Origin of the sequence: Paenibacillus sp. OK060, from assembly GCF_900101205.1 — a bacterium.
Lineage (GTDB): Bacteria > Bacillota > Bacilli > Paenibacillales > Paenibacillaceae > Paenibacillus > Paenibacillus marchantiae.
In genome coordinates, this window is sequence record NZ_FNFR01000002.1 from 165,637 (window position 1) to 187,327 (window position 21,691).

The window sequence follows — 21,691 nt, forward strand, 5'->3', positions numbered from 1 at the left end:
ATACTAATATTGCAACATTTATTGCATTAATTTAGGATATTGGAAAATGGATATGAATCTTGTATAAATGCAATCCTCTTGAGATACAAAAAAAAGCAGCCTGACGAACGGCTGCTTCTGCATGTGATTCTAGTTACTCGTATATTTCACCCAATCGTATTCAGCGTAGAGCGGATTAGCCCCGTTATATGGCCCAAGCCAGTCGTCAACGCCAGTTCCGTTCCAGAGGTTCATCATGATTTTGCCGGGTGTAATGGGAATGTTGGACGTTGCAGTATGTTTCAGCACACCGTCCACATACCATTTGATATAACCTGGTTGCCAATCGAAAGCATACGTATGGAAGCCTTGGGACGCATCAAAGCCAAGGTTAATAACCTTCTCATGACCGCCGACTCCGTTCGTATAATAATTGAATTGGACTTTCGTAGTATCTTTTCCCAGGAATTCAATATCAATTTCATCCCACTGCGTGCCATTTGCAGGCCCTGTATAGGTGAAGAAGGAAGAAACGATTCCCGTATTCTTCGCAGGCTTCATGCTCAACTCGTACAAGCCATATCCATAATTGTTGGTTGATCGATATTCCCCGCAATCGAATTTGTTGTATGCAGAACTTGTTAAGCCGAGCCTGAGTTTACCGTCACTCGTAAAATTAACATTGTTAGCCCGCCAAGTACAATTGAACATTGAACCATTGGAGTAACCGTCTGCTTTTTGCCACGTACTCGGGTTGAAGTAACTTAATGGCTCCCAGAACACATACCCGGCGAAAGCGCTTACGGAAAAGAATAAAGAAACGATTCCTGACATAATTAATGTGTACCATGCCTTTCTTTTCATCATACACCTCCATCACTGATTCCAACCTGCAAGCAATCGTTATAAGTCAATTGGCATAAGTCATTCGTGAAAATCAACTACATTAATAGCCTTTCAACTTATAAAACGCTTTCATGGTTGGTGCTTCTATTTTATATGGATCAGGATAGGCGAACTATAACAAACTTTAAAGAATGAATATTCAATTTTCAAGATAATCATTTCTACATAGATTCTTTTCAAGAACTTCTGCCCAAAATAAATATGGGTTCATTAATCAGGGCTTTCACTACTCTTTCGAAGGAATCACTGGTACCAAAAGGAATGAATCATACTTGCCACCGACATGAATGGAATGAGTTCCTTTGTTCACTGTATCGGTGTGCCCATAACCCCTTGAACCTGTTGGGTTGTCATCGATAATGATATCGCTTCCTTTTATAACCAGCACCAGACTTTCCCCACTATTGAGGAAGACGCTTGAAGGCAATATTTCAATTTCTACCGGCACGATCTCACCTTTAGTAAGCTTCAATAATCTCTTGTGCTTCAGTACAGGCTGATATGGCGTAGATTTCACAGGATCCCGCTCTCTATGGGAAACTCTTAACCATCCACTAGCCACCTGACCGTTTTCAAGATGGTTGAAGTCAGGCAAGAATACTTTATTACCCCGTCTGTCGAATTTCTTAATGCCGACAAAAAGATCCATATCATCCGTGTCATCGGTGGAGACCCAGGCTTGAGCTTCATATTTCCGGTGATCTCCATGTCCTCGTTGGCGGTAAATCTAAACCGTAAATCACTGTTTGCAGTCTGACCAAGCTCGGCATTAAAGGTCAGTGTGGATTCGTTCTGAACCTCAGCTGACGTATATTGTGACCTTATGCTCACTATCAAGACAAATTTGATTTAATGACAAAATGCGAAGAGGAAATTATGCTTGATTTGTCCAGACTTACGAAAGAAAGCTACCCAAGTGTTATTTCCGCACTTGAAACTGATTCAGAAACATTAATGCCATTTACCTTTACTATTTCATTATTTGAGTATTTAAATATAAATAGCGGATTTATTTGCCGTGTTAGGTCCAAATGGGGATTTAACATTTCAAACCAGATTGAAAGAATTCATGTGGGAAACACTCTATGGAAACAATCCAAATGCTTTTTTAAAGGAAGAAGACTTCCTTGTTCCAGGACAATATTTAGCTGCTTATATGGGAAGTGCGATAATAGTGGTATTTCAACAATGGTTGGAAAGTGGCACAAAAGAATCTCCTCTTGAAATGGCTCGTATCCTAACAACCATTTCGGTTAATGGTCCCTTCTTCGCAGCTGGTTTAAAAAAATAATTCACCCAGAGAATCTGATTTTGACATTAAACATGGGTCGTAAGGAATGTGAATACTAACCGACAGCGCCAGAGATCAGGACTATTGTCGAATTCTTGCGAAACTAAATAACCAGCCGCCGGTAGGATTACAGCGACTGGTTACATAAAAGAACAGTATTATATGAAACTCTACACTAATATGCCAATGATCGGCACGTAGTTGACGCTGTGTAGGGAAACTTCGAATGCAGCCAGCTTGCCTTAAACCAGGGACGGATGATTGCTCATCAACCCCTTTTAACATATCCTTCTCAGTGCTCTACTCTCAAATTCACTTTGACAGCTTTTCACCGCTTCTTACATTAAACAAACAATTCTTCTAAAGTGTGAGCAAATTCCTGCGGCTTTTGAGCATAGCCTAAATGAGCGCCTGCGATGGAGTGAATCGGTAAACCAAGTTTCTCGGATAAGTCTTTGACTACATCTTGAGGAAAGGAGCCAACGGAATCTGTTCCATTAAATAAGACAATTTCAGCTTTTTGTTCGGTCAGCTTGTTGATATCGATTTTACGGCTAGTATATTGGCGAATTTCATATTTGAACCAATCAACCATTCCTTTAACCACGGGATTATCAACATTTTCAATCGAAACTGCTGGCTTAGCCATCATCTGGGTATCCATCGGAACGGTATGCATAGCTTCAGCGAATAGTTTCATGGCTGCTGCCATTCCCTCTGTTTGAAAAGTTTCAACTATTTTATCATTCATTGCTGCCCATTCTGCGGAATCAGCCAAAAATGTGTTAATAGGCGGTTCATGGAATGCAATTTTTTTAACAATATCAGGATGGTCTTGAAAGGTTTCCATTGCGACAATTGCTCCTGAACTGCTGCCTAAAATATATATAGGTTCATCACTTAGATGTTTTGCCAAAGCAGCTATATCATTAGCGTCGGTTTCAAGACGGTACGTGCTATGTGGATTGTGAGCATCTTCTGGCAACGGTGATGTTAATTCACTCTGTCCGTAGCCGCGGCGGTCATATGTTACCACAGTATATCGGCTTTGTAGAAATTTTGCGGTGCCCGTATAAATATCCCCAGTGCCATTAGCTCCCGGAATAAAGAGGAGAACAGGACCTTGGCCCACTGTTTCATAATGTAAATTGGCACCATTAACTTGTAATCTGCTCATTGGAAATCGCTCCTTTAAAAGTATTTGAAAACTATTGCTAACTCATGACATGAACTATATACTCATGGTATGAGTTGGTCAAGTCAGCAAACAAAAAAGGATGGAATTATGACAAAGAGAATTAGTTTATCAAGAGAACTTGTCCTTGAACAAGGATTAAAAATCAGCAGTGAACTGGGCTTTGATAAGCTGACCTACAACGGGTTGGCCCGTTCATTATCCATTCAGCCACAGTCGTTATATCGGTATGTAAGTAATTTGGAGGATTTAAAAAGTGGAGTTGTAGCTATCTACATAAAGGGCTTGGTCGACTTAATCTACCATGAATTATTAGCGTACTCTGGAAAAGACGCGTTACGTAAATTCGCATTATGCGTAATTTCATATTCACAATCTAAACTCACATTCCCAGAAATGGTTGGAGGACTGGCTGAATTCAGCTATACCGAAGCAGTTTCGCAACAAATGGAACATTTGCATAACATTTTAGTTGAACTTATTAAAGCCATTACAAAAGATCAATCAAAGATTGAACAAAATGAACAATTATTTCTGAGTTATGTACTTGGACATCTGCAACTCATGAATAATGGGATTGCTCCGAAAAAAGTAAATATTCAACAAAACTTTGAAGAGAACATTGAACGATTATTCTCGTTATTTTAATGGAGGCGACTTTTATTATCCTTATCTGAATTACAATTATTCCTTAAAGTTGCTCATGCCGATCAGAAAGTTGGACTCCATCCTCATAACAACAAACTATTAATGAGAAAAGTCAATGGTCCTTTATAGGAAGGAAGAATCATTATCTACTGTTCTAAAATAAAAGCACCCCAAGTGAACCACTGACTACGACAAGAGCTATCAAGAAATCAATGCAATAAAAAAGACACTGATATTTTATTCATCAGTGTCTTTTTTATGGATACTTTTCAACCAACATCATGTTTCATCGTTGAACTCAAGACTAATTCACTTTAAAGCAACTTAATTAGCTCTTCTAGCTCATCGACCAAACCTTTTGCAAGTTCAAAATTCGTATCTTTTAAAGCCAATTCTATTTTCATTTCAACAGACTTTTTCTTTTGTTCAATTTCTAGATAGTCTTCATTAAAATGACTCGCATAAATCATCTGTCTAAATTCTAGTATACTCATTTTACTAATCGTCTTGTCCTCAATAATTAAAACATAATCCATACCATTAACAACAGAATAGAAATCATGAGAAATCATGAGAATCGCACCTTTGTAGTCTTCAATGGCTTTCTCCAATGCGATTTGTGTATATATGTCCAAATGGCTTGTCGGTTCATCTAGGAGCAATACGCTGGCTTGACTGGCAGAAACTTTAGCCAATTGAAGCATGTTTTTTTCTCCGCCAGATAACGATTCAATCTTTTGATCAAGGATTTCTCCTTCAAAGCCATAGTTTGGAAGATACGATCTAATCTCATCATACGTTTGAAACCCAGCATCTATGAATTCATTTAGTATGGTATTCGAATCTTTTAGCATTTCGCCTTGAACCTGAGATAAATAAGCCACGTTAACATCAGCATTGATTTCAATGGAATCCTGATTATTTTTAAAGATTTCTCGGAGTAAAGTCGTTTTCCCGGTACCGTTCGGACCGATCAGGGCTACTTTATCTGTCGATTTGATCTCGAAGTTCACATTTTCCAAAAGCAGCTCATCAAAGGAAACGCTATAATTATTGACTTTAACCACTACAGCTTCTTCCATTTCCTTATCGATACCAAAACTGATATTCGGCTGCTTGATATCGACAAAGGGCTCTTTTATTCGACGTGCTTCCAATCTCTCTTGAAACTTGACTCTGGCTTTTAACGCTCTGCCTCTGGAGGCTTCCGAATTGTACGTGGCGATCTCTCTAAGATTGTCGATGATGTGATCGTATCTCTCAATTTCTTCAGCTTCAGCAACCGCGATTTCTTGCAGCTCGATCTTAGTCTGAAGCAGCGAGAAGTTATAATCAATGTACCGCCCATCAAACTCTTGGATCTCCGTGTTTTCAAGGTGTATAATTTTGTTGAAACAATGATTCAACAGATACCGGTTGTGCGTAACAACCAGCAGCATTCCCTTGTGGGAATTAATAAGCTTTTTAAGTGCGTTCAGATTTTCAAAGTCTAAAAATACATCGGGTTCGTCCATAATCATTAAGTCTGGACGATTCAGCATTTCCTTCATCACTTGAATAAGTTTGAATTCCCCGCCACTTATGGCGGATATACTAAGATCTTTGAGCTTCATGAGGTTGGCAAGGTTTAACTGTTTATTGATGTTTTTTTCGAAATTATCCCCATCCATCGCCTCGAAGGCATCCAAAGCCAATTGAACCTTTTCCATCAGGGAATCCATATCCGATGTGGTGGCCATCTCCGCATAAATCGCTGTAATTTCATCTTGTATCTTGATGAATTCTTCTGCGATATATTCAAAAACGGTCATTTCTTTCGTTTTGTCTACTTGTAAAAACTGACTCACATACCCGATTCTGCAATCGGGGTCTATCTCTAACTTGCCCTCGAACAAATATCGTTCCGGATCCATCAGGATATCGATCAGTGTACTTTTCCCACTGCCACTTGTTCCGATAAAAGCACAATGTTGTGCCTCTTCAAACGTAAATGAAATGTTTTTATATAGTTCCTTTTGTGGAAATGAGAAGGATAAGTTATCAACTTTTATCATAGTGTTACCTTTCTTTACAACTAAAATGGTGACTATTATTAAATATATTGTCGAACACAGACTTTTAGAGTAACACTGTTTACCCCCAAGTTCAATCTATTTGTAGCCCCTTACCCTCACTTCGAAATTCTAGTACTTTCTTTAAAATGGTGACTTGTTGGACGATTCTCAGAATTAATCATTGAACTTGTACCGTAAAAACAAAAAAAGCCGCTAATTGCGACTTTCAAAGGGATCTACCTTTCCCCCGACACATGTACGTACCGGTTCCAGTCATTTATAACACTCCCTTCACTCTTTCTTTTTTTTGAAGAAATCGAACTTGATCACATAATCAAAGAGAAAGGTGATTGCAACAGCTCCAAGTGGAATCATTGCATAGGCCCAAGGCGGATTATTCGGAGCTTCACCAGGGGGTGCGTCAATTAAAATCTCAAAAAGAACAACACAGTAAATTACGGCCAAAACAATACCTGTTACGTTCCTATCTTTTTTACGCATAGCTACTTTCACCTCCCTTACTTACGTTATTCTTCCCGTTAATCGACACCATGTTCTTATCGATTCCAGCATTCGGTACAAACTCTTATCCCTTGCCATTATTTTTCAGGAAAAAAAGCCCCAATTTGGGGCTTGTTATTGAGTCACACTATTAACATATACCCCTACATATCATTTTTATAATACAGAGGATGTACCACCATCTATGTTCACGGCAGTTCCTGTTACATAGGAGGCTGCACCCGACACAAGAAAAGCAATCACTTTTGCCGCCTCTTCTGTTTGACCTATTCTCTTGAGTGGGATACCGTGAATGGGGTTAGAAGCGAACTCCTCCCAACTCTGCTCTGGTGCTGAAGCCTTCCACATCCGCTCAATCTGATCGCTACGAATCAGACCGATGCACACGGCGTTAACACGAATATTGTCCTTGGCGAGGTCTTTGCTCATGGCCTTCGTTAGTGCAAGTCCTGCCGCCCGACTGACTGATGTTGGCAAAGATGATGCAGATGGTGTCTTCCCTACAGTCGCCGTCACATTAAGGATGGAACCGCCACCTCTTTGACGCATATGAGATACTGCTGCCTTAGAACTGTGGACTGCTCCTAACAATTTCAAATCCAGATCTGAATACCAGCTTTCGCTGCTAACCTCTTCAAACGGATTAGCCGCAGCCGTTCCAGCATTGTTAATCAAAATATCCAATCCACCGAAATGCTGCACAGTCTGCTCTACCACACCTCGTACCTCTGCTTCTACTGAAATATCTGCAGAGATGACCAGTGCATCTGTCCCTGTCGTTTGCTTAATACGTTTCGCCGCAGCTTGAAGCGCCTCTTCGTTGCGGGCAACGATTGCCACCTTTGCGCCTTCCGATGCTAGAACAACTGCTGTCTCTAGTCCAATTCCTTTGCTACCGCCTGTTATTAGTGCAATTTTATCCTTTAATCCTAAATCCATTTGTATTTCCTCCCTTATTGCCTCCACTAATTGAACTAGACTGGTTATATTCAACTATCATTCCCGTTAGCGTAATCATCTTAAGTGACAAGGTCATCTTACCGTCTGGTAAACGAGGCCTATCGCTCCAGAATCAAAGGTCTTGTTTTCGATTAGCTTAAGATTGATCTTCTCCTTGAGACCTTGGAATAACGGCAATCCTTTACCGATCAGGACAGGAGAAACCGTAATTTTATACTCATCAATTAAATCAAGCTGCATAAGATGGTGTGCGAACCTAGGACTACCGAGGATGACCATATCCTTGCCTGGCTGCTGTTTGAGACTATTGATCTCTTCCTCGACATTTTCTTTCACGAGTCTGGAATTATTCCATTCAACTTTCTCCAGCGTCGTGGAAAAAACGATTTTGGCTGTGTTTTCGATCCACTCGGCATGATTCCGTTCATGCTGCGAAGCTGATGGGTTTGAGGGTACAGATGGCCAGTAACTGTGCATCATCTGATAAGTCCCACGCCCCCAAATGACAGTGTCGGCAGTACTCAGAATTTCTTTCGCGTGTTTCTCCAAATCAGCATCGTAGGAAACCCAGCCAATATCCATTTCACCGTTCGGCCCTTCTACAAAACCGTCAAGAGATGCGTGCAGAAATAGAACGAGTTTTCTCATTTTCAGTTCTCCTTTTTTCAAGAGGGATATTTACATTTTACATTTACTACATTTTACCATAATTTAAGTTGGGTTGTTTCTTATGGATTGCTAATCTCCAACCTGTCCGTTAACAAAAAAAGCAGCTGAATTTGGTATTACCCCCTTTTAGTCGACAAGGGATCAAAGACATCTTTAAGATGGACTTATCTTGCCTAACGAAGGGGATAACACTAATATTTCCACTTTCAAAGTTGAACAATTTCATATCCATCGATATTTATTCCCGACCGTAAAGTAAATTACACCATCACTCTATTAATAACTACAACGCCTTTAGCTAGTGCAGTTCATTTATTGTGCTTGTTGTTCATCTGCATAATACCTTTCATATTCTTTAGTCAACGTGTAACGCTGTACACCTTTGCACGCATTCATCGCTTCCTTAGTGTGTTGGATAGCCAGTTCGCGCCGACCCAATTTGCGTTCTATTTCAGCAAGAATCGCAGATCGCATCCATTGTCTTCTAATCGATTTCAGATGCTCCCTTGCTTGCTCACTCTTCTCTTCCTCCGAAAACAAAAACGTCTCGTAATATGTACGATAATCTGATCTGCGCATCTGGAGTACCGCTTGCCGAACGGCAGTGATGTCCTTGCGATAAGCACCGTAAGCTGCCTGATATATTGCTTGCCTCGATTTTATCGTCGTCTGTTTTCTTAGTTTTTCCATCGTGATCTCGACTTCATCATCCAGTCTGTTGGCAGTCACATAAAAAATATAAATATAAGGCGTATGATGATTTTTACGTAAAAAAGCTTCCACACGGTCCATCCGGGTTTCCCATGCCATTGGGTAGATAACGTAAATCGTAAACGCAATAACTGTGGCGACCAGCACCGTTCCTACGATAAGAAAAACAGATTGTTCATTCCACAACATCACCAGCACAAATACAAATACAACGGAATAAAACGCTACATTCCACCTACTCATTCTCATCTATCATTCCCTTCAGCATCTAAATCATGAAGTTTCTATTATATCAGAATTAAAACTATTTATTGTATAAATTTAGGAAACAAAGATTGATTTCACCAACAAAATAGAATTTCAACAGATATGGTGAAAACAAGTCTTCAACGTGCTTCCTGTACGCTGTGAGAACCATACGTATAGCTCGCTGTATGTAATGACAACAAAACAGGGCATCTTCAGTAGATGCCCTGTTTTGTTTCAAAAAATGGTCTTCCATTCATCACACTTGTTAAACACCCAAATTTGTTTTGTATTCAGCATTTTGCAAATGTCCGAATTGCTGAAATATTCATCCCCGTCCCAGTTTCTAAATGAGCCACTGAAACAATACAGATTCCGCTTAAGGTCCGTATTAGGTTTAGGTTCTGGGTTGAGATTAGAGTTGAGATTGGAATTGAGATTAGAGCCTGATCGAATCTCGATTCTTATTCTCCTTCATCGACATATTTCATTATCAGCTCACTGCAAATGGAGTTGGCCCAGGCGAACCAAGGTCTGGTGAATTTCCCGGGATCATTGACATCAAAACCTTCATGCATAAACCCGGTATCGGCATCTGTTGTCTCCAGCAGAACCAGCAACTGTTCCAGCTCTTCAGGGTCCTCGGTAGTCAGCCCTTGCATCGCCAAGGCAATATGCCAGATGTAATTATGCGGGGTATGCGGACTGCCAATCCCCTTTGCTTTTTCACCAGCAAAATAATAGGGATTATCCTTACTCAGAATAAACCGTCGGGTGTTCAAGTACACCGGATCATCGGCCTTGCAATATCCAAGATAAGGAAGGGACAACAGGCTGGGCACATTCGCGTCGTCCATCAGATTGTAGTTGCCCATTCCGTCCGTCTCATAAGCATAGATTCGTCCATATACGGGATGCTCCGTGATCGCATACGTCTGAATGCCTTCTTCGATCTCATCCAGCAGCAGCTGGGACCGGCGGCCGATATCCTGATGTCGTAGTACATCTTTATTAATCTCCACAATATAGCGCAGAGCCACGGCAGCGAACATATTCGCCGGAACCAGATACCCGTAAGTGCAAGCATCATCGCTTGGACGGAAGCCGCTCCAGGTCATCCCGGTATAAGCTACAGGCGTGCCGCGCCCACCATAACTCAGCGTATCCGTCTCCGGGCAGTTCAATCGCTCAAACGTGTACGGAGATTGCTCGTGGCGCTGTTCTTTTGTCCACAGATCGAGGATATTCAAAACTGCTTCCTGAAAAACATCGTCGAAAATCTCAATATCGCCGGTTGCCTTCCAAAACAGATACGCCAGCTGTATCGGGTAACATAGGGAGTCGATCTCGTATTTGCGTTCCCACACCCAAGGATTATGTTCGGTAATATCGTCCTTGTGGCCGTGATTATTGCCTTCACGGTTGAACGCATTGGCATACGGGTCCAGATTAATGTAAAACATTTGCTTGCGGATTACCCCTTTGATCATATCAGCTAGCTCGGAGTCCTTCACGGCATCGCCAATATAGTGCCGCACCTGGGCAGAGGAATCTCTCAGCCACATTGCCGGTATATCTCCCGTAATTACAAAAGCCGTTCCGTCTTCAAGTTGCTGAAAGGTGGTCTCCAGCGTGTTGGGATAACAGTTCTGGAACAGCTGCGCCAGTTTGGGGCGGTGGGAAAGCTTGCTTGTTACACGTTCAATCGTCTCCTTGATAGCGGTGATGTCAGATTTCATTTCCATAATCCTCCGTTGTTAATTATTATTCTATCTATATTTGGGCTGAGCCAAAATCAGCGTTTCACGTTGTGAATAAAGACGCTACATATTCAAAAGGTTCTTATGCTCTATTCGCACTTTATATCAACCTCTGATTCTTAAATTCAGCCTCTATATCAGTTCCAGCTAAAATAGCCCGAGCAGGCTTCGATACTCCCCTTATCCGTCCAGTCATAATCTGAAATTACCCCACCCGATTTCCAGCGGGAAGGTGCCATATTGGAGAGCCAGTCCAATGGCTCAGAGACTGCTGTAGCTATAGCTGCCCGTTCAAAGGCTTCGGTGACCGCCTTGCGCTGTTCACTGCCCATGGCTTTGGGATCGGCCGACACGAAGAGCGGGGTGCCGCTGCGCGACAGAACATCCAGCCACTGTCTGTTCATTTTCCAATCCACATTGTTTGTCAATCCCACACAATCAGCGTCAACGGCATAGAGCGTGTCATGCTGAGGCATTCGGAAGGCCAAGGTGTTGATCCCCATCCGGCGAGTGCGTTCCCATTGAAGACCACTGGTATCGTCGCCGGTACGCTGAATTTCAAAGATGCCTGCCGACAAGTGGGACAGTGTGTTGCAGCCGATAATGAGCGTATCTCCAGCATTACGTTTGATCGCCTTGTACAACGCAAGAATAATCTCTGCAGATGTTCTGGAACGGTCGGCGAAATGCCAGCCGTCATCGGTAATACCCATGCCAAAGCGGCTGCCCCAACGACCAAACAGATCATAGGTTGTAAAATCATGCTTCAGCAACTTGTAGCCCCAGCCTGTATAACGGGCTACATAGTCTGCGATGGACTCCAGCACCTCCGGAATGCTGGGATCCAGAATGTAACCTTCCGGCTGTTCCGCTTTTGCTAATGGATTGTTTAGCAGCCACTCCTTGGGCGAATCCATCGTTGTCAACAGCGGGCGGAACCACATGCCAGGACGCACGCCCGTCTCTGTCATTTGCCTGGCCAGCTGTTCCATATCCGGGAACAGCTGCTCGTCCGGCAGCCATGGCTGATGGCGGCTCGCGGCAAATTTGCCCCAGTTTTTCTGCCAACCGTCGTCAATGACCATGTATGGACGATTGACAGAAGAAGTGGCCAGCGAGGACATCAGCTTGCTGTCTTCAAGAATCTGTCCATGGGAGCTGTGCCCATAGGCATAATACCAGTTGTTTCCCCCGTAGACGGGGAATTTCGGCAGCACCGGTTGCTCGCACATTACACGGCAGAACGCCTGCGTTGCCTCAAATGGTGTCTCTCCAAGCTCTCCCTTACGGCTGACCACTTCAGCCGCCTCGAGCTGGCGACCACTCAGTAGCACGCCCGTACCCCCGCATCGCACATCAAGGACCAGCGTCACCCAGTGGGCGTCGACGAACCAACAGCATAGCGAGGCAGGCCCGGTCTTCACGCCGTAACCATGCGTGATGCCGTCTTGGAGGGCCATGAAATACCAGGGCATCTCCCGGTCTGGCATAATACCCGCCCATTGCAGATCACCATAAGATCTCTCCCAGTGGTCACCGAGCAGTCTAACATGCTCGCCGATCTCCCGGTTCCATCTCAGCGCAATCCGGCTAACCGGAGTCTGATCGGCAGATAGACTCACGCCTAGGCTTCCGGTCTGCTTACGTACCTCTACCCGGATATCCTTATCCGTATATACGCCGCTTTGCGACTCCATGCGGCTCCAGCTTTTGTCCTCCTGGACCAATACGATTTCGGGAAGTTCAATAAGATCAAGATAAGCCATACCATTCCTCACCCTTTCACAGCACCTGATGAGATGCCTTTAATAAATTGTTTCTGGAAAATCAGAAATAGCACAATCATAGGTGCAGCCGACATTAAACAACCCGCCGCCACCCAGTTCATCTGCGATTGGTACTGCCCAACGAATCTGGACAAAGCCACCGTAAGATTCTGCACATCCTTGTTCTGCAAAATATAGAGCGACATGCCGTACTCGTTCCAGATACCCACCCCTTGTAGAATTACCACTGACGCCGTAATCGGCTTCAGCAGCGGCAGAATCAGCTTGAAGAAAATACCGATTCGGCTCGCACCGTCAATATAACCGGCTTCATCCAGTTCTTTGGGGATCGAACTGATAAAGCCCGTATAAAGAAAGATGGACATCGGCAGTGAGAAGGCCGTCTGAACCAGAATCGCTCCCCATAGCGTGTTCAGCGCATGCATTTTGATCAAAATCATATACAGTGGCACAATCAGCGTCAGCGAAGGAATGATCATACAAGCGATAAAGGTGGTATAGATCGCTTTATTCAGTTTAGACTTGTTTCTCGACAGCGGGTATGAGGCCATGGAAGAGACCAAGATAACAAGTAGTAACGTAAAGACCGTAATAATAATATTGTTCATGAAAGCTGTGCCGAGACCCGCGCTTTTCCAAGCATCCACAAAGTTCGCAAATACAAACTCTTTCGGAATGCTGATCGTCGACTTGTAGTCGGTTACATCCTTCAGTGAGATGTTGATCATCATATAGAAAGGGATCAGCGGAATCAGGCATATGATTAGACTGACAACGGCAATGAAGATTTTCTTGACGGTATTATTCCGCTTCATCAATATTCGACCTCCCGTTTCCGCAGATTACCCAGCACAAGCAGACCGACGACACCGATAATGACGAACATAAAGTTTCCGACCGTTGTGGCATAGCCTGCATCCTGCTGCCCCGAGTAGACGGAGTACATGAATGTGGACAGGGACGAAGTTGTATATCCAGGTCCGCCATTCGTCAAAGCCATGATAATATCGAACAACTTGAGACCGCCGATAAGATTGTACACGACATTAATGGTGATGGCTGGCATAAGCAGCGGCAGGGTAATCGATCTGAACTTAGCAAAAGCAGAGGCACCATCCAGATCGGCCGCTTCATAGTAATCGGAAGATATCGACTGAAGTCCAGTCAGATAGATAATCATCGCCGGTCCAATGAACTGGAACGTATTCACAATAATGATGCTGGTTACAGAGCTGCTCCATTGATTAAGCCAGTTCTTCGGCTCTATGCCGAACCAGGAAATCACTTCATTCATCGTTCCGCCGTTATATTGGAAGAAATAGTACAAGATGTATCCCATAATGAGCGGTGAGACAATAACGGGCAAATACACGATCGTACGGACAACGCCCCGCAGACGGAATTTCATATCTACAAACAGTGCATACAGCAGCCCGAATAAGTTCTGGAAGACGGTACTCAGAATTCCATATAAAAAGGTATTGAAAATGACAAGCCCCATATCTTTATCCGCAAACAGGCGGGCGTAATTTTTCCACCCAATAAAATTCCGTGCTTCAGAGTAACCGTTCCAGTCAGTAAATGAGATCATAATGCCCTGAATGAACGGGTAGGCAATAAAAACAAAGAAAAAGATCAGTGCAGGAATGTACATTACGTTGATGCTTGACTGGGAATGTCTTATCTTTTTGAAGGTGTTCATTCGGCTTTACTCCTCCTATCTGTATTGCTTATCTTTGGCCTGAAATGAAGATACCTTCATCAGTCCCAAAGAGGGAACTTATGAAGGTACGTTATCCATCAAACCTTATTTATCGAGCAACCGGGTATAGCTATCGTTCATGTCCTTGGCAAATTGATCCACGGAGTACGACCCGGTGAACAGCATTTGACCGTATTTGGAGATAGCATCCCACATTCCACTTGGCAGGAAGGCCCGGTCAAAGTAAGGCACAATTCTCGCATTTTTGGAAGCTTCGTAATAAGGCGTCATCTCTCCCAAGTCCACATTGACATCGGTAAAGGCCGAGCGGATATTCGCTTCTTCACAGAGCTGCTTGTTGATCTCTGGCTTGGCAAAATACGCGATGTATTTCTTAGCAGCTTCCATATGCTTCGTGTTCTTCGAGATCCCCCAGGCATCAGTCTCTCCACCAACCAATACAGGCTCATCCTTATCGGAGAAGGTCGGAATTGGGAAGAATCCGATTTTCACATTGGGATTGTATTTCACTGCGGAATCCTTGATTCCAAATCCGGTGATAGCAATAAGCGCCTCATTGTTAGCAATGGCTTTGGCAGTATCGTCATTCTTGGCCGTAAGAATATCCACGTTGACATAACCCTTGGCTTTCATAGTCTGGAACAGCTCGCCAAGCGGCTTATAGTGATTCCAATCGAACGTGCCGTTCTTCAATTCTTCGCCGTAGTTATTGTTGCTGTCTGTCGTAAGCAGTGTGCTGGAGAAAAAATCTACAGCCTGGCCGATCGGCCAGCCGTCGCCACCGCCAATATGGATCGGAACTACTTTACCACCACTCTCGGTTTTAACCTTCTCACACAATGCCAGCAGCTCATCTACCGTCTTCGGCACTTGAAGATTGTATTTCTCAAACAGATCCACATTGTAAGCGATTGCAGAAGTGTCAGAATCAATCGTCATAGACAGCACCCGGCCATCCGCATCCGTTACCTGCTCTTTCAGGGAAGGAATTAAGCGGGGTACCCATTCCTCATTCGAGAGATCGGCCAGTTGGTCGCTGTACTTGCCAATGGCCCAGCCATGTGTTGACCAGATATCCGGCATCTCATCCGATGACATCTTGATCTTCAGGATGTTCTCATATTCCTTACCCGGGGCATTGAAATCAATTTTGATGCCCGGATTCTCGGCTTCGAATTGTCTCGATACTTTCTCCAGAGCGGCTGCACCTTCACCACTACGCTGGGTCCATACGGATAAAGTAATGGTATCTTCCTTACTGGAGCCTCCAGATTCCTTGCTGGAGTTGGAGCTGGAACAGCCGGTAAACAGTGCGGCAGCCATCGTCAGCATCATTGAAACCGCTAACATTCTTTTCAATCTTTTTCCTTTTGCCATCTGTCTGATTTCCCCTTCTGCATTTGTATTTGTAAGGCTTAATTCAATTCTAGGGCAGCCGCAACTGAATGTGCAGATAGCCAATCTACACTCCAGGTGCAAATTTCTATAATATCGGAGGGCTCACTTCGCTCGAAGCTCCGCCCTAAACTCCGAAGGGTAACTTCCACTATGCTCTTTGAACAGCTTGGCAAAATGTTTGGGACTGTTAAAGCCCACTGCTGCCGCTACCTCCTGCACCTGAAGGTCATGTCCAGCCAGCAGTTCTTTGGCCTTAGCAATACGCAGGTGGGTCATATATTTGACGAAGGTGCTGCCTGTTTTTTTATGGAAAAGTGAGCTGAGATAATTGGGCGTGATACTGAAAATCTCTGCTACCCCCGCCACGCCTATATCTTCGGCATAATTCCGCTCAATGTATTCGACGACACGATCAATCATATCCGTACTGCCTTCGGTATCACGGAGCAGTTCCTTCTCTCCACGTTCGAGCAGTTGTCTCCAAGCTGCAGCATCAGGTAGCGACTTTTCACGGGGGTCTGTGCCTGTAGACAACGCATTGTTGAGAAAAGATCCGGCATGATTTCTGGCCTGAATCGGCAGGCTGTCGTACCCTTTATCCAAGAAGCTCCCGATCCCTCGGCTAAGCATGACATACCGGTAGTAATCCTTTTTCCTATAAGTGTCAGCAAGCTCCACCAGCGCTCTAGACCATTCCCTCGCTTCCTTGGATAGCGTGCCCACCAGCCCGGATAGCTCCTTCCAGCGGATTAGATCATTGCGAGCCAGCAAAGCCTTTATCAGCAAAGCAGCTTCAATAATAGCGATATGGGCCTCCAGTTCTTGCAATCCGGCGCAAGGTTCGCCTGCCAAGGCATAGAATCCCAGACTACCACCACTCAAGCGTCCCAGCACCTTATTGATTTTGCCATAAGCGCTCTGCATCACCCACTGCTCCGTATGTTCATCTTCCCGGTCCCAGCCAAGCATGATTCCCACCGTACCTCCGGGTACAACGACCAGCGCAGCGCGCAGGCTCCGATTATTCAATTGCTGGACTGCGTTCTCCATCTCCGTATACCAGCCGGTAAGTTCCTCGGAATGTTGCCCCTTCTCCACATACCTGTCCAGTGCAAAAAGGATAGGCACATAGCTCAGTTGCTTCAGCTCATGTCCCTCCGGCAGCGTTCTGAGGCTCAGCGTGCGGTTAAATACAGCCGTCAAATTCTGCTTGAACGTGCTGCAGCGAACCTCGGTCTGTGCCAGCATTCGCTTCCTAATATCAGCCGTAATCAGCTCCAGTTGCTCCGGGGAGACGGGCTTGAGCAAATAATCTACCGCGCCAAGCTGTAGCGCTTTTCTGGCATATTCAAAATCAGCATAACCGCTGATCACAATCCATTGCGTCTCCGGAGACAGACCATAGGCCTGTTGAAATGCTTCAAGACCGCTCATCCGCGGCATCTTGATATCCAGGAACACCACATTCGGCTGAATCTCCCGAATCTTGTCCAGTACCTGGTGACCATTCTCCACCTCAATAATGGAGTACTCCTCCGTCAAAATTTCTTCCAGCATTTTTACCAGCCCGATCCGAACGTAGTACTCATCATCAGCTATGACGATCTTCATCGTTATCATCCTCCAGTGGAATGGTTATTGTAATTCGGGTGCCCACGTTCACCCTGCTCTGAATATTTAAATCGGCTTTCTTATAGGCATATTGAAGTCTGTTCTTCACATTGGTCAATCCCACACCCATCCATTTTGAACCTTCGGTCTGCTCCAGACCGGTGCCAGAATCCTCGATGACAATGACCACACAGCGCTGGAAATGCACAGTTTCTATACTCCCCAAGACCGTCAGTTGACCCGTTTCGCCAAGCGGCTCAATACCGTGCACAATCGCATTCTCCACCAATGGCTGAATCAGCAGTTTCGGGATTTTCATTGGTTCCGCTTCTGGGTCCAGTTGGATGGTGTATTCCAGCCGATTCTGGAATCTGAGCTTCTGTAGATAGCAGTATTGATTCAGCATCTGGAATTCTTCGTTCAGGGTTGTCCAATCGGCCTGCTCTGTCATATAACGCATCATACCAGTCAGTGACAGGATTGCTTGCTCCAGCACCTTGCTGTCGCCCAGACGGTTGATGCCAATCATTGTATTGAGCGTGTTGTATAGAAAATGAGGTTCAATCTGGGATTGCAGCGCCTTATACTCTGCGGATTGCTTGCTCAGAACTGCCCTATATTCACGATTCAACAGGTTGTTCACTTCGCTGAGCATCAAGTTGAAGGAGCTGCCAAGGATGGCTATCTCATCTCTTCCTCTCACTGGGACACGTACATTGAAATTGCCGGTCTCTACCTTGGCCATCACATTCACCATTTTTCGCAGGGGCTTCATCATACGTTGTGACAGAAGCGCCACCAGAAGTACAGAGAAAATCGAGACTAGAACATACACCCCTGTAACTGTGGCCTGCATAACATTAATTCTGTTGATATATTCCGTCTCAGAGACCATAGCCACCATGTTCCAATCCGTCTTCTCAATATGCTGGGTTGTTACACTGTACACCTCGCCGTGATCATCAATTTTGGAGGAATTGCTTTTGTTGCGGAGTTCTTTTAGCATCGTGTCCGATAACGGTTTGTTGGAATAGATCACATTGCCTTGCTCGTCGATAACGGACATAATCGAAGACACATTCAGTTTGATTTTATCCAGTATGACAGACAGCACCCGAGTATCCGCATCCGCCTTAACAACGGCGATTGGCTGTCTTGTATCCAGATCCTTGACCAACTTCACTATAGAAAAAACTTTATCTGCGGCCGGATCTGTCAGATAGTCCTGCTTATGCGAGCTAATGAATACCGTCTTGCCTTCGGCTGCTAACGCTTGTTTGTACCAGGTCTGTTCCGTAAAGGGATAGTCGCTGACCAGCCCACTATTGTTGGTGTACACGGCGAACACGGTCTTTGGAATGAAGCACACTAGCGTCCCTGTTATATCCTTACGCAAATTCTGTGTGTAATTGGGCAGGGTCGTGTTCATCGTTCTTGTGGCTTGCAGCTGCTCTAAGAGGGATACCGTCTTTCCGCTGTCAATCTTCCGAAAAGTGTTAAAAGCATCCATAATGGAATCATTCAGATAAGGCACCACGACGAGTCGCTCCAGATCCTCGATGTACGTATTCAGGTTAATGAGTGCAGATGAAATCGTAGCTTGCGTGGCGAAATTTATATCATGAGTCATATTCTTGTTATAATAAGAGGGTACAAATAACACGAAGGCTAGTGCTGGTATAAGTAATCCAATTAGCGAGATACCGATCATTTTGAAGCGGACACCGAGGCGGGGTTTCAGGGTTGGTCTCATCGTTGCACCCTCTCCGGCGTGTGATTACTCAGTTGCAGATTTATCCAATTAGTCCTCATCTTGTTTTTCCTCCTTCATCCAGCTTGCCCACCAGGGACAGGGCTCTATTCCAGCATTATAGCAAAATAGTCATGATACTTAGGTCAGAATCTACTTCAGAAGAAACTAAACAACCGTCCCCCGGTAGACTCCGGGAGACGGCCAAAGCGTAGTAATGACATTCTAGTCCTATCCTACTCGAAGGAGTTATTGCGTCGGTCCGTATACCTCAAATTCCCAAATTGAATACCCATAGATCGTAGCTCGGACAGTCCCGTACATACGAACATAACGTGCTTCCACTTCGTTAAAAGTAATCCTCTCTAAACCACCTTTGCCGTTAGTGGTGCTATAAACGTCCCTCCAATTTGCCTCCTGGTTTGGAGCATCGGCTACCTGTATGCGATAACTTTTACCGTACGCGGCTTCCCAGTACAACCTGACTTCATTGATCTTTTTAGTTTCTCCGAGATCCACATAAATCCAGCCTGGGTCCACCCCGCGCTTTGAACCAAAGCGGGTTGTTAAGTTTCCATCGGTCACATACGGTGCGGTGTTCTCAATTCCATCATTGGATGAAGCTACCGCTGGGCGATGGAGCGCCAAATTAATTAAGGGAAGCGGCTCAGTATTCTGAACCGGCTTAATCGTAACTCCGCTGTAATGCTCTTTATTTAGGAAATTCATCTCTTGTAGCGTACGAGCAGGAGTGTTGCTACCAGGCATGTAGACGTTCTCAAACGTCAGATCAGTAATCATGGCTCCTTCCAATCCTTTAATCTTGGCAAAGCTTTCCCCTGCGTCACGGACCGTAATATCTTTTACTGTGACTCCTCGAATGGTTCCCACTCCATGGTTGCCACCATTAACCGTGAACAGGGTCATCCAGGCACTATTGTCTTCGTTACTTCCACTGATGTCCTCGACATCCATTGATTCAAACCTCACATCACTAACGATTCCGGTCCCATATTTATGATGAATAGCGAAGCCCACTGCGGCTTTGTAAACGACTCCGTTTCTGAATACAATATTAGATTGATCTTGCATAACTCCTTGACCAATCTTATAACCATAACATAACGTCCACGCTATCGTATCCTTGAATAACACGTTTTGAACCGGTTCTGGATTCCCCGGCCAAGGTACTTTACCTGAAGCGATGTCTGTGTCCGCTTTCCAGGCTTTCGTAGAAAATGGATCATCCAAGGAAATACCGATCGCATTTTGTACAACTACATCCTGGGATTCGCAAATATCAATGCCGTCATTCTCGCCCATTCCCAGACTATTGAACAATTTCAAATTTGTGAAGGTCAGATCGTTAGAGCGCACCGTAACAACGGCCCAGCCAGATGATTCCCGTATAAGGATACCATCCATGACAAAATTGGAAGTGGCAATGGGAACAACCAGATTATTGATCATTCCTTTACCATTGCTAGTCTTATCATCGTGCAAGGCTTGCCCGTTGCCATCAATCGTACCCCGTCCATATATCCGAATATTTTCGGATTGAAATGCAGTTGAGATCCACCAGGTAGCCGGCCTTCCCATGGAATCCTTAAACCAGTGCTCCGTATAATCAACTGTCTTTCCTGTACCGATGAACGTTGCTCCAGGCTCCATGTAGACAGCAGTATTACTTTTTAATACCAGATTACCAATATAATAAGTTCCGGCCGGTACATAGACAATGCCCTGTTTACCGCCTCCTTGAAGGGTTCCGTATTGGCTGGCATCATTAATTGCTTGCTGAATGGAAGCCGTTCTCGTGCTTACTCCGGTTGCTGGTGTGCCTGAGGACACCACATGATATGGAGCGGATGTAACATTAAAAATGCCTTCTCCGTTTGAGGCGGGAACATCCTTCTCCATCGGATCTGCAGCGATAACCATGCGTGTTTGGCGATTATTCATTGTCACGATCAGGTATTCGTCAGATTGTGTTGTGAAGGTTATCGTCCTTCCCTCTATCTTTTCAGCTTGTATACCGAGCTTCTTTGGACTTATAGAATATTCATGTACTTTATCGGTATTTAAAATCGTTAATTCATACGTAACAGGCCCTTCCGACATGGAAAAATGAGCATAGTCGTAATCACTAAATCCTTTGACAACCGGCACAACGACCCCGTTTGCTTTTAACGTATAATTAGCCGAGTTAGTATAGCGCACTGATGGTTGATAAGTGTGAATCGTTGCTGGTGCCAAGCGAGTTTCTTCCGCATTTTCTACTCCAGATTGGGCGTTCGAGGTAAGTGTAAAAATGGTAGCAACTAGCATCACCACCAGAGTAGAGCATAAAAATTTTCTAAACATTGTCATCACATTTGCCTCCTTTAATTTTTTGAAAGCCCTTTCAAATTAAGTTGGACTGAAATTGCAGTCCCGCCGGCATGCAATTTCTCCCAGCACAATCATTATAAACTGCATCTA

Annotated in this window: 18 protein-coding genes; 2 read left to right on the plus strand and 16 right to left on the minus strand. The window is 44.4% G+C overall.

Features of this window, described 5'->3' with window-relative positions; all coding sequences use genetic code 11:
• Positions 1-129: 129 nt before the first annotated feature.
• Together BLS14_RS07110 and BLS14_RS07115 are read right to left on the minus strand one after the other, a co-directional pair.
• Positions 130-843, minus strand: a complete 714-nt coding sequence (locus tag BLS14_RS07110) for a beta-glucanase (protein WP_090950505.1) — start codon at positions 841-843, stop codon at positions 130-132.
• Positions 844-1,111: 268 nt separating this feature from the next.
• The gene (locus BLS14_RS07115; protein ID WP_256336233.1) at positions 1,112-1,534 is read right to left on the minus strand and encodes a CocE/NonD family hydrolase C-terminal non-catalytic domain-containing protein; all 423 of its coding nucleotides are present in this window, start codon (positions 1,532-1,534) and stop codon (positions 1,112-1,114) included.
• A gap of 420 nt (positions 1,535-1,954) precedes the next feature.
• Between BLS14_RS07115 and BLS14_RS33055 the strand changes: the two genes are divergently transcribed.
• Positions 1,955-2,176: a TetR-like C-terminal domain-containing protein gene (locus tag BLS14_RS33055; protein ID WP_256336234.1), complete on the plus strand. Its 222-nt coding sequence runs from the start codon at positions 1,955-1,957 to the stop codon at positions 2,174-2,176.
• 343 nt (positions 2,177-2,519) lie between these two features.
• On the opposite strand, the gene BLS14_RS07125 is transcribed toward BLS14_RS33055, so the two are convergent.
• Positions 2,520-3,353 carry an alpha/beta fold hydrolase gene (locus BLS14_RS07125; protein WP_090950508.1) on the minus strand — a complete coding sequence of 278 codons (834 nt, stop codon included), beginning with the start codon at positions 3,351-3,353 and terminating at the stop codon, positions 2,520-2,522.
• Positions 3,354-3,461: 108 nt separating this feature from the next.
• Here BLS14_RS07125 and BLS14_RS07130 point away from each other — a divergent pair, with 108 nt between their 5' ends.
• The gene (locus BLS14_RS07130; RefSeq protein WP_072733056.1) at positions 3,462-4,019 is read left to right on the plus strand and encodes a TetR/AcrR family transcriptional regulator; all 558 of its coding nucleotides are present in this window, start codon (positions 3,462-3,464) and stop codon (positions 4,017-4,019) included.
• A gap of 314 nt (positions 4,020-4,333) precedes the next feature.
• Here BLS14_RS07130 and BLS14_RS07135 read toward each other — a convergent pair whose 3' ends face one another.
• The 13 genes from BLS14_RS07135 to BLS14_RS07195 form a co-directional block, all read right to left on the minus strand.
• Positions 4,334-6,073, minus strand: a complete 1,740-nt coding sequence (locus tag BLS14_RS07135; protein WP_090950510.1) for an ABC-F family ATP-binding cassette domain-containing protein — start codon at positions 6,071-6,073, stop codon at positions 4,334-4,336.
• Between the two features lie 291 nt (positions 6,074-6,364).
• Positions 6,365-6,574: a hypothetical protein gene (locus BLS14_RS07140; RefSeq protein WP_063563765.1), complete on the minus strand. Its 210-nt coding sequence runs from the start codon at positions 6,572-6,574 to the stop codon at positions 6,365-6,367.
• A gap of 177 nt (positions 6,575-6,751) precedes the next feature.
• The gene (locus tag BLS14_RS07145; protein WP_090950511.1) at positions 6,752-7,534 is read right to left on the minus strand and encodes an SDR family NAD(P)-dependent oxidoreductase; all 783 of its coding nucleotides are present in this window, start codon (positions 7,532-7,534) and stop codon (positions 6,752-6,754) included.
• Between the two features lie 93 nt (positions 7,535-7,627).
• Positions 7,628-8,203, minus strand: coding sequence for a dihydrofolate reductase family protein (locus BLS14_RS07150; protein ID WP_064637762.1), 576 nt, complete (start codon positions 8,201-8,203; stop codon positions 7,628-7,630).
• A gap of 333 nt (positions 8,204-8,536) precedes the next feature.
• Positions 8,537-9,178: a hypothetical protein gene (locus tag BLS14_RS07155; RefSeq protein ID WP_176854409.1), complete on the minus strand. Its 642-nt coding sequence runs from the start codon at positions 9,176-9,178 to the stop codon at positions 8,537-8,539.
• Between the two features lie 467 nt (positions 9,179-9,645).
• Positions 9,646-10,920 (minus strand): glycoside hydrolase family 125 protein, encoded by a 1,275-nt coding sequence (locus BLS14_RS07160; protein WP_072733062.1) that lies wholly within the window; start codon positions 10,918-10,920, stop codon positions 9,646-9,648.
• Between the two features lie 158 nt (positions 10,921-11,078).
• On the minus strand, positions 11,079-12,707 hold the full coding sequence (locus BLS14_RS07165; protein ID WP_090806720.1) for an alpha-amylase family protein: 1,629 nt from the start codon (positions 12,705-12,707) through the stop codon (positions 11,079-11,081).
• An 8-nt stretch (positions 12,708-12,715) separates the two neighbouring features.
• Positions 12,716-13,543 carry a carbohydrate ABC transporter permease gene (locus BLS14_RS07170; RefSeq protein WP_063563760.1) on the minus strand — a complete coding sequence of 276 codons (828 nt, stop codon included), beginning with the start codon at positions 13,541-13,543 and terminating at the stop codon, positions 12,716-12,718.
• Entirely contained in the window at positions 13,543-14,430 is an 888-nt protein-coding gene (locus BLS14_RS07175) for a carbohydrate ABC transporter permease (protein WP_063563759.1), read from the minus strand. The genes BLS14_RS07170 and BLS14_RS07175 overlap by 1 nt, the downstream gene beginning before the upstream one ends.
• A 105-nt stretch (positions 14,431-14,535) precedes the next feature.
• Complete coding sequence (locus tag BLS14_RS07180; protein WP_256336381.1) at positions 14,536-15,801, minus strand: ABC transporter substrate-binding protein; 1,266 nt, start codon at positions 15,799-15,801, stop codon at positions 14,536-14,538.
• Between the two features lie 150 nt (positions 15,802-15,951).
• Positions 15,952-17,460: a response regulator transcription factor gene (locus BLS14_RS07185; RefSeq protein ID WP_176854413.1), complete on the minus strand. Its 1,509-nt coding sequence runs from the start codon at positions 17,458-17,460 to the stop codon at positions 15,952-15,954.
• On the minus strand, positions 17,441-19,213 hold the full coding sequence (locus BLS14_RS07190; RefSeq protein ID WP_072733064.1) for a cache domain-containing sensor histidine kinase: 1,773 nt from the start codon (positions 19,211-19,213) through the stop codon (positions 17,441-17,443). The genes BLS14_RS07185 and BLS14_RS07190 overlap by 20 nt, the downstream gene beginning before the upstream one ends.
• A 246-nt stretch (positions 19,214-19,459) precedes the next feature.
• Entirely contained in the window at positions 19,460-21,580 is a 2,121-nt protein-coding gene (locus BLS14_RS07195) for a galactose-binding domain-containing protein (protein WP_256336247.1), read from the minus strand.
• Positions 21,581-21,691 lie beyond the last annotated feature (111 nt).

Coding starts and splice junctions, on each gene's coding strand:
- BLS14_RS07110 (WP_090950505.1), bottom strand. CDS start 843: ATGAAAAGAAAGGCATGGTACACATTAATTATGTCAGGAATCGTTTCT.
- BLS14_RS07115 (WP_256336233.1), bottom strand. CDS start 1,534: ATGGATCTTTTTGTCGGCATTAAGAAATTCGACAGACGGGGTAATAAA.
- BLS14_RS33055 (WP_256336234.1), top strand. CDS start 1,955: ATGTGGGAAACACTCTATGGAAACAATCCAAATGCTTTTTTAAAGGAA.
- BLS14_RS07125 (WP_090950508.1), bottom strand. CDS start 3,353: ATGAGCAGATTACAAGTTAATGGTGCCAATTTACATTATGAAACAGTG.
- BLS14_RS07130 (WP_072733056.1), top strand. CDS start 3,462: ATGACAAAGAGAATTAGTTTATCAAGAGAACTTGTCCTTGAACAAGGA.
- BLS14_RS07135 (WP_090950510.1), bottom strand. CDS start 6,073: ATGATAAAAGTTGATAACTTATCCTTCTCATTTCCACAAAAGGAACTA.
- BLS14_RS07140 (WP_063563765.1), bottom strand. CDS start 6,574: ATGCGTAAAAAAGATAGGAACGTAACAGGTATTGTTTTGGCCGTAATT.
- BLS14_RS07145 (WP_090950511.1), bottom strand. CDS start 7,534: ATGGATTTAGGATTAAAGGATAAAATTGCACTAATAACAGGCGGTAGC.
- BLS14_RS07150 (WP_064637762.1), bottom strand. CDS start 8,203: ATGAGAAAACTCGTTCTATTTCTGCACGCATCTCTTGACGGTTTTGTA.
- BLS14_RS07155 (WP_176854409.1), bottom strand. CDS start 9,178: ATGAGTAGGTGGAATGTAGCGTTTTATTCCGTTGTATTTGTATTTGTG.
- BLS14_RS07160 (WP_072733062.1), bottom strand. CDS start 10,920: ATGAAATCTGACATCACCGCTATCAAGGAGACGATTGAACGTGTAACA.
- BLS14_RS07165 (WP_090806720.1), bottom strand. CDS start 12,707: ATGGCTTATCTTGATCTTATTGAACTTCCCGAAATCGTATTGGTCCAG.
- BLS14_RS07170 (WP_063563760.1), bottom strand. CDS start 13,543: ATGAAGCGGAATAATACCGTCAAGAAAATCTTCATTGCCGTTGTCAGT.
- BLS14_RS07175 (WP_063563759.1), bottom strand. CDS start 14,430: ATGAACACCTTCAAAAAGATAAGACATTCCCAGTCAAGCATCAACGTA.
- BLS14_RS07180 (WP_256336381.1), bottom strand. CDS start 15,801: ATGTTAGCGGTTTCAATGATGCTGACGATGGCTGCCGCACTGTTTACC.
- BLS14_RS07185 (WP_176854413.1), bottom strand. CDS start 17,460: ATGAAGATCGTCATAGCTGATGATGAGTACTACGTTCGGATCGGGCTG.
- BLS14_RS07190 (WP_072733064.1), bottom strand. CDS start 19,213: ATGAGACCAACCCTGAAACCCCGCCTCGGTGTCCGCTTCAAAATGATC.
- BLS14_RS07195 (WP_256336247.1), bottom strand. CDS start 21,580: ATGACAATGTTTAGAAAATTTTTATGCTCTACTCTGGTGGTGATGCTA.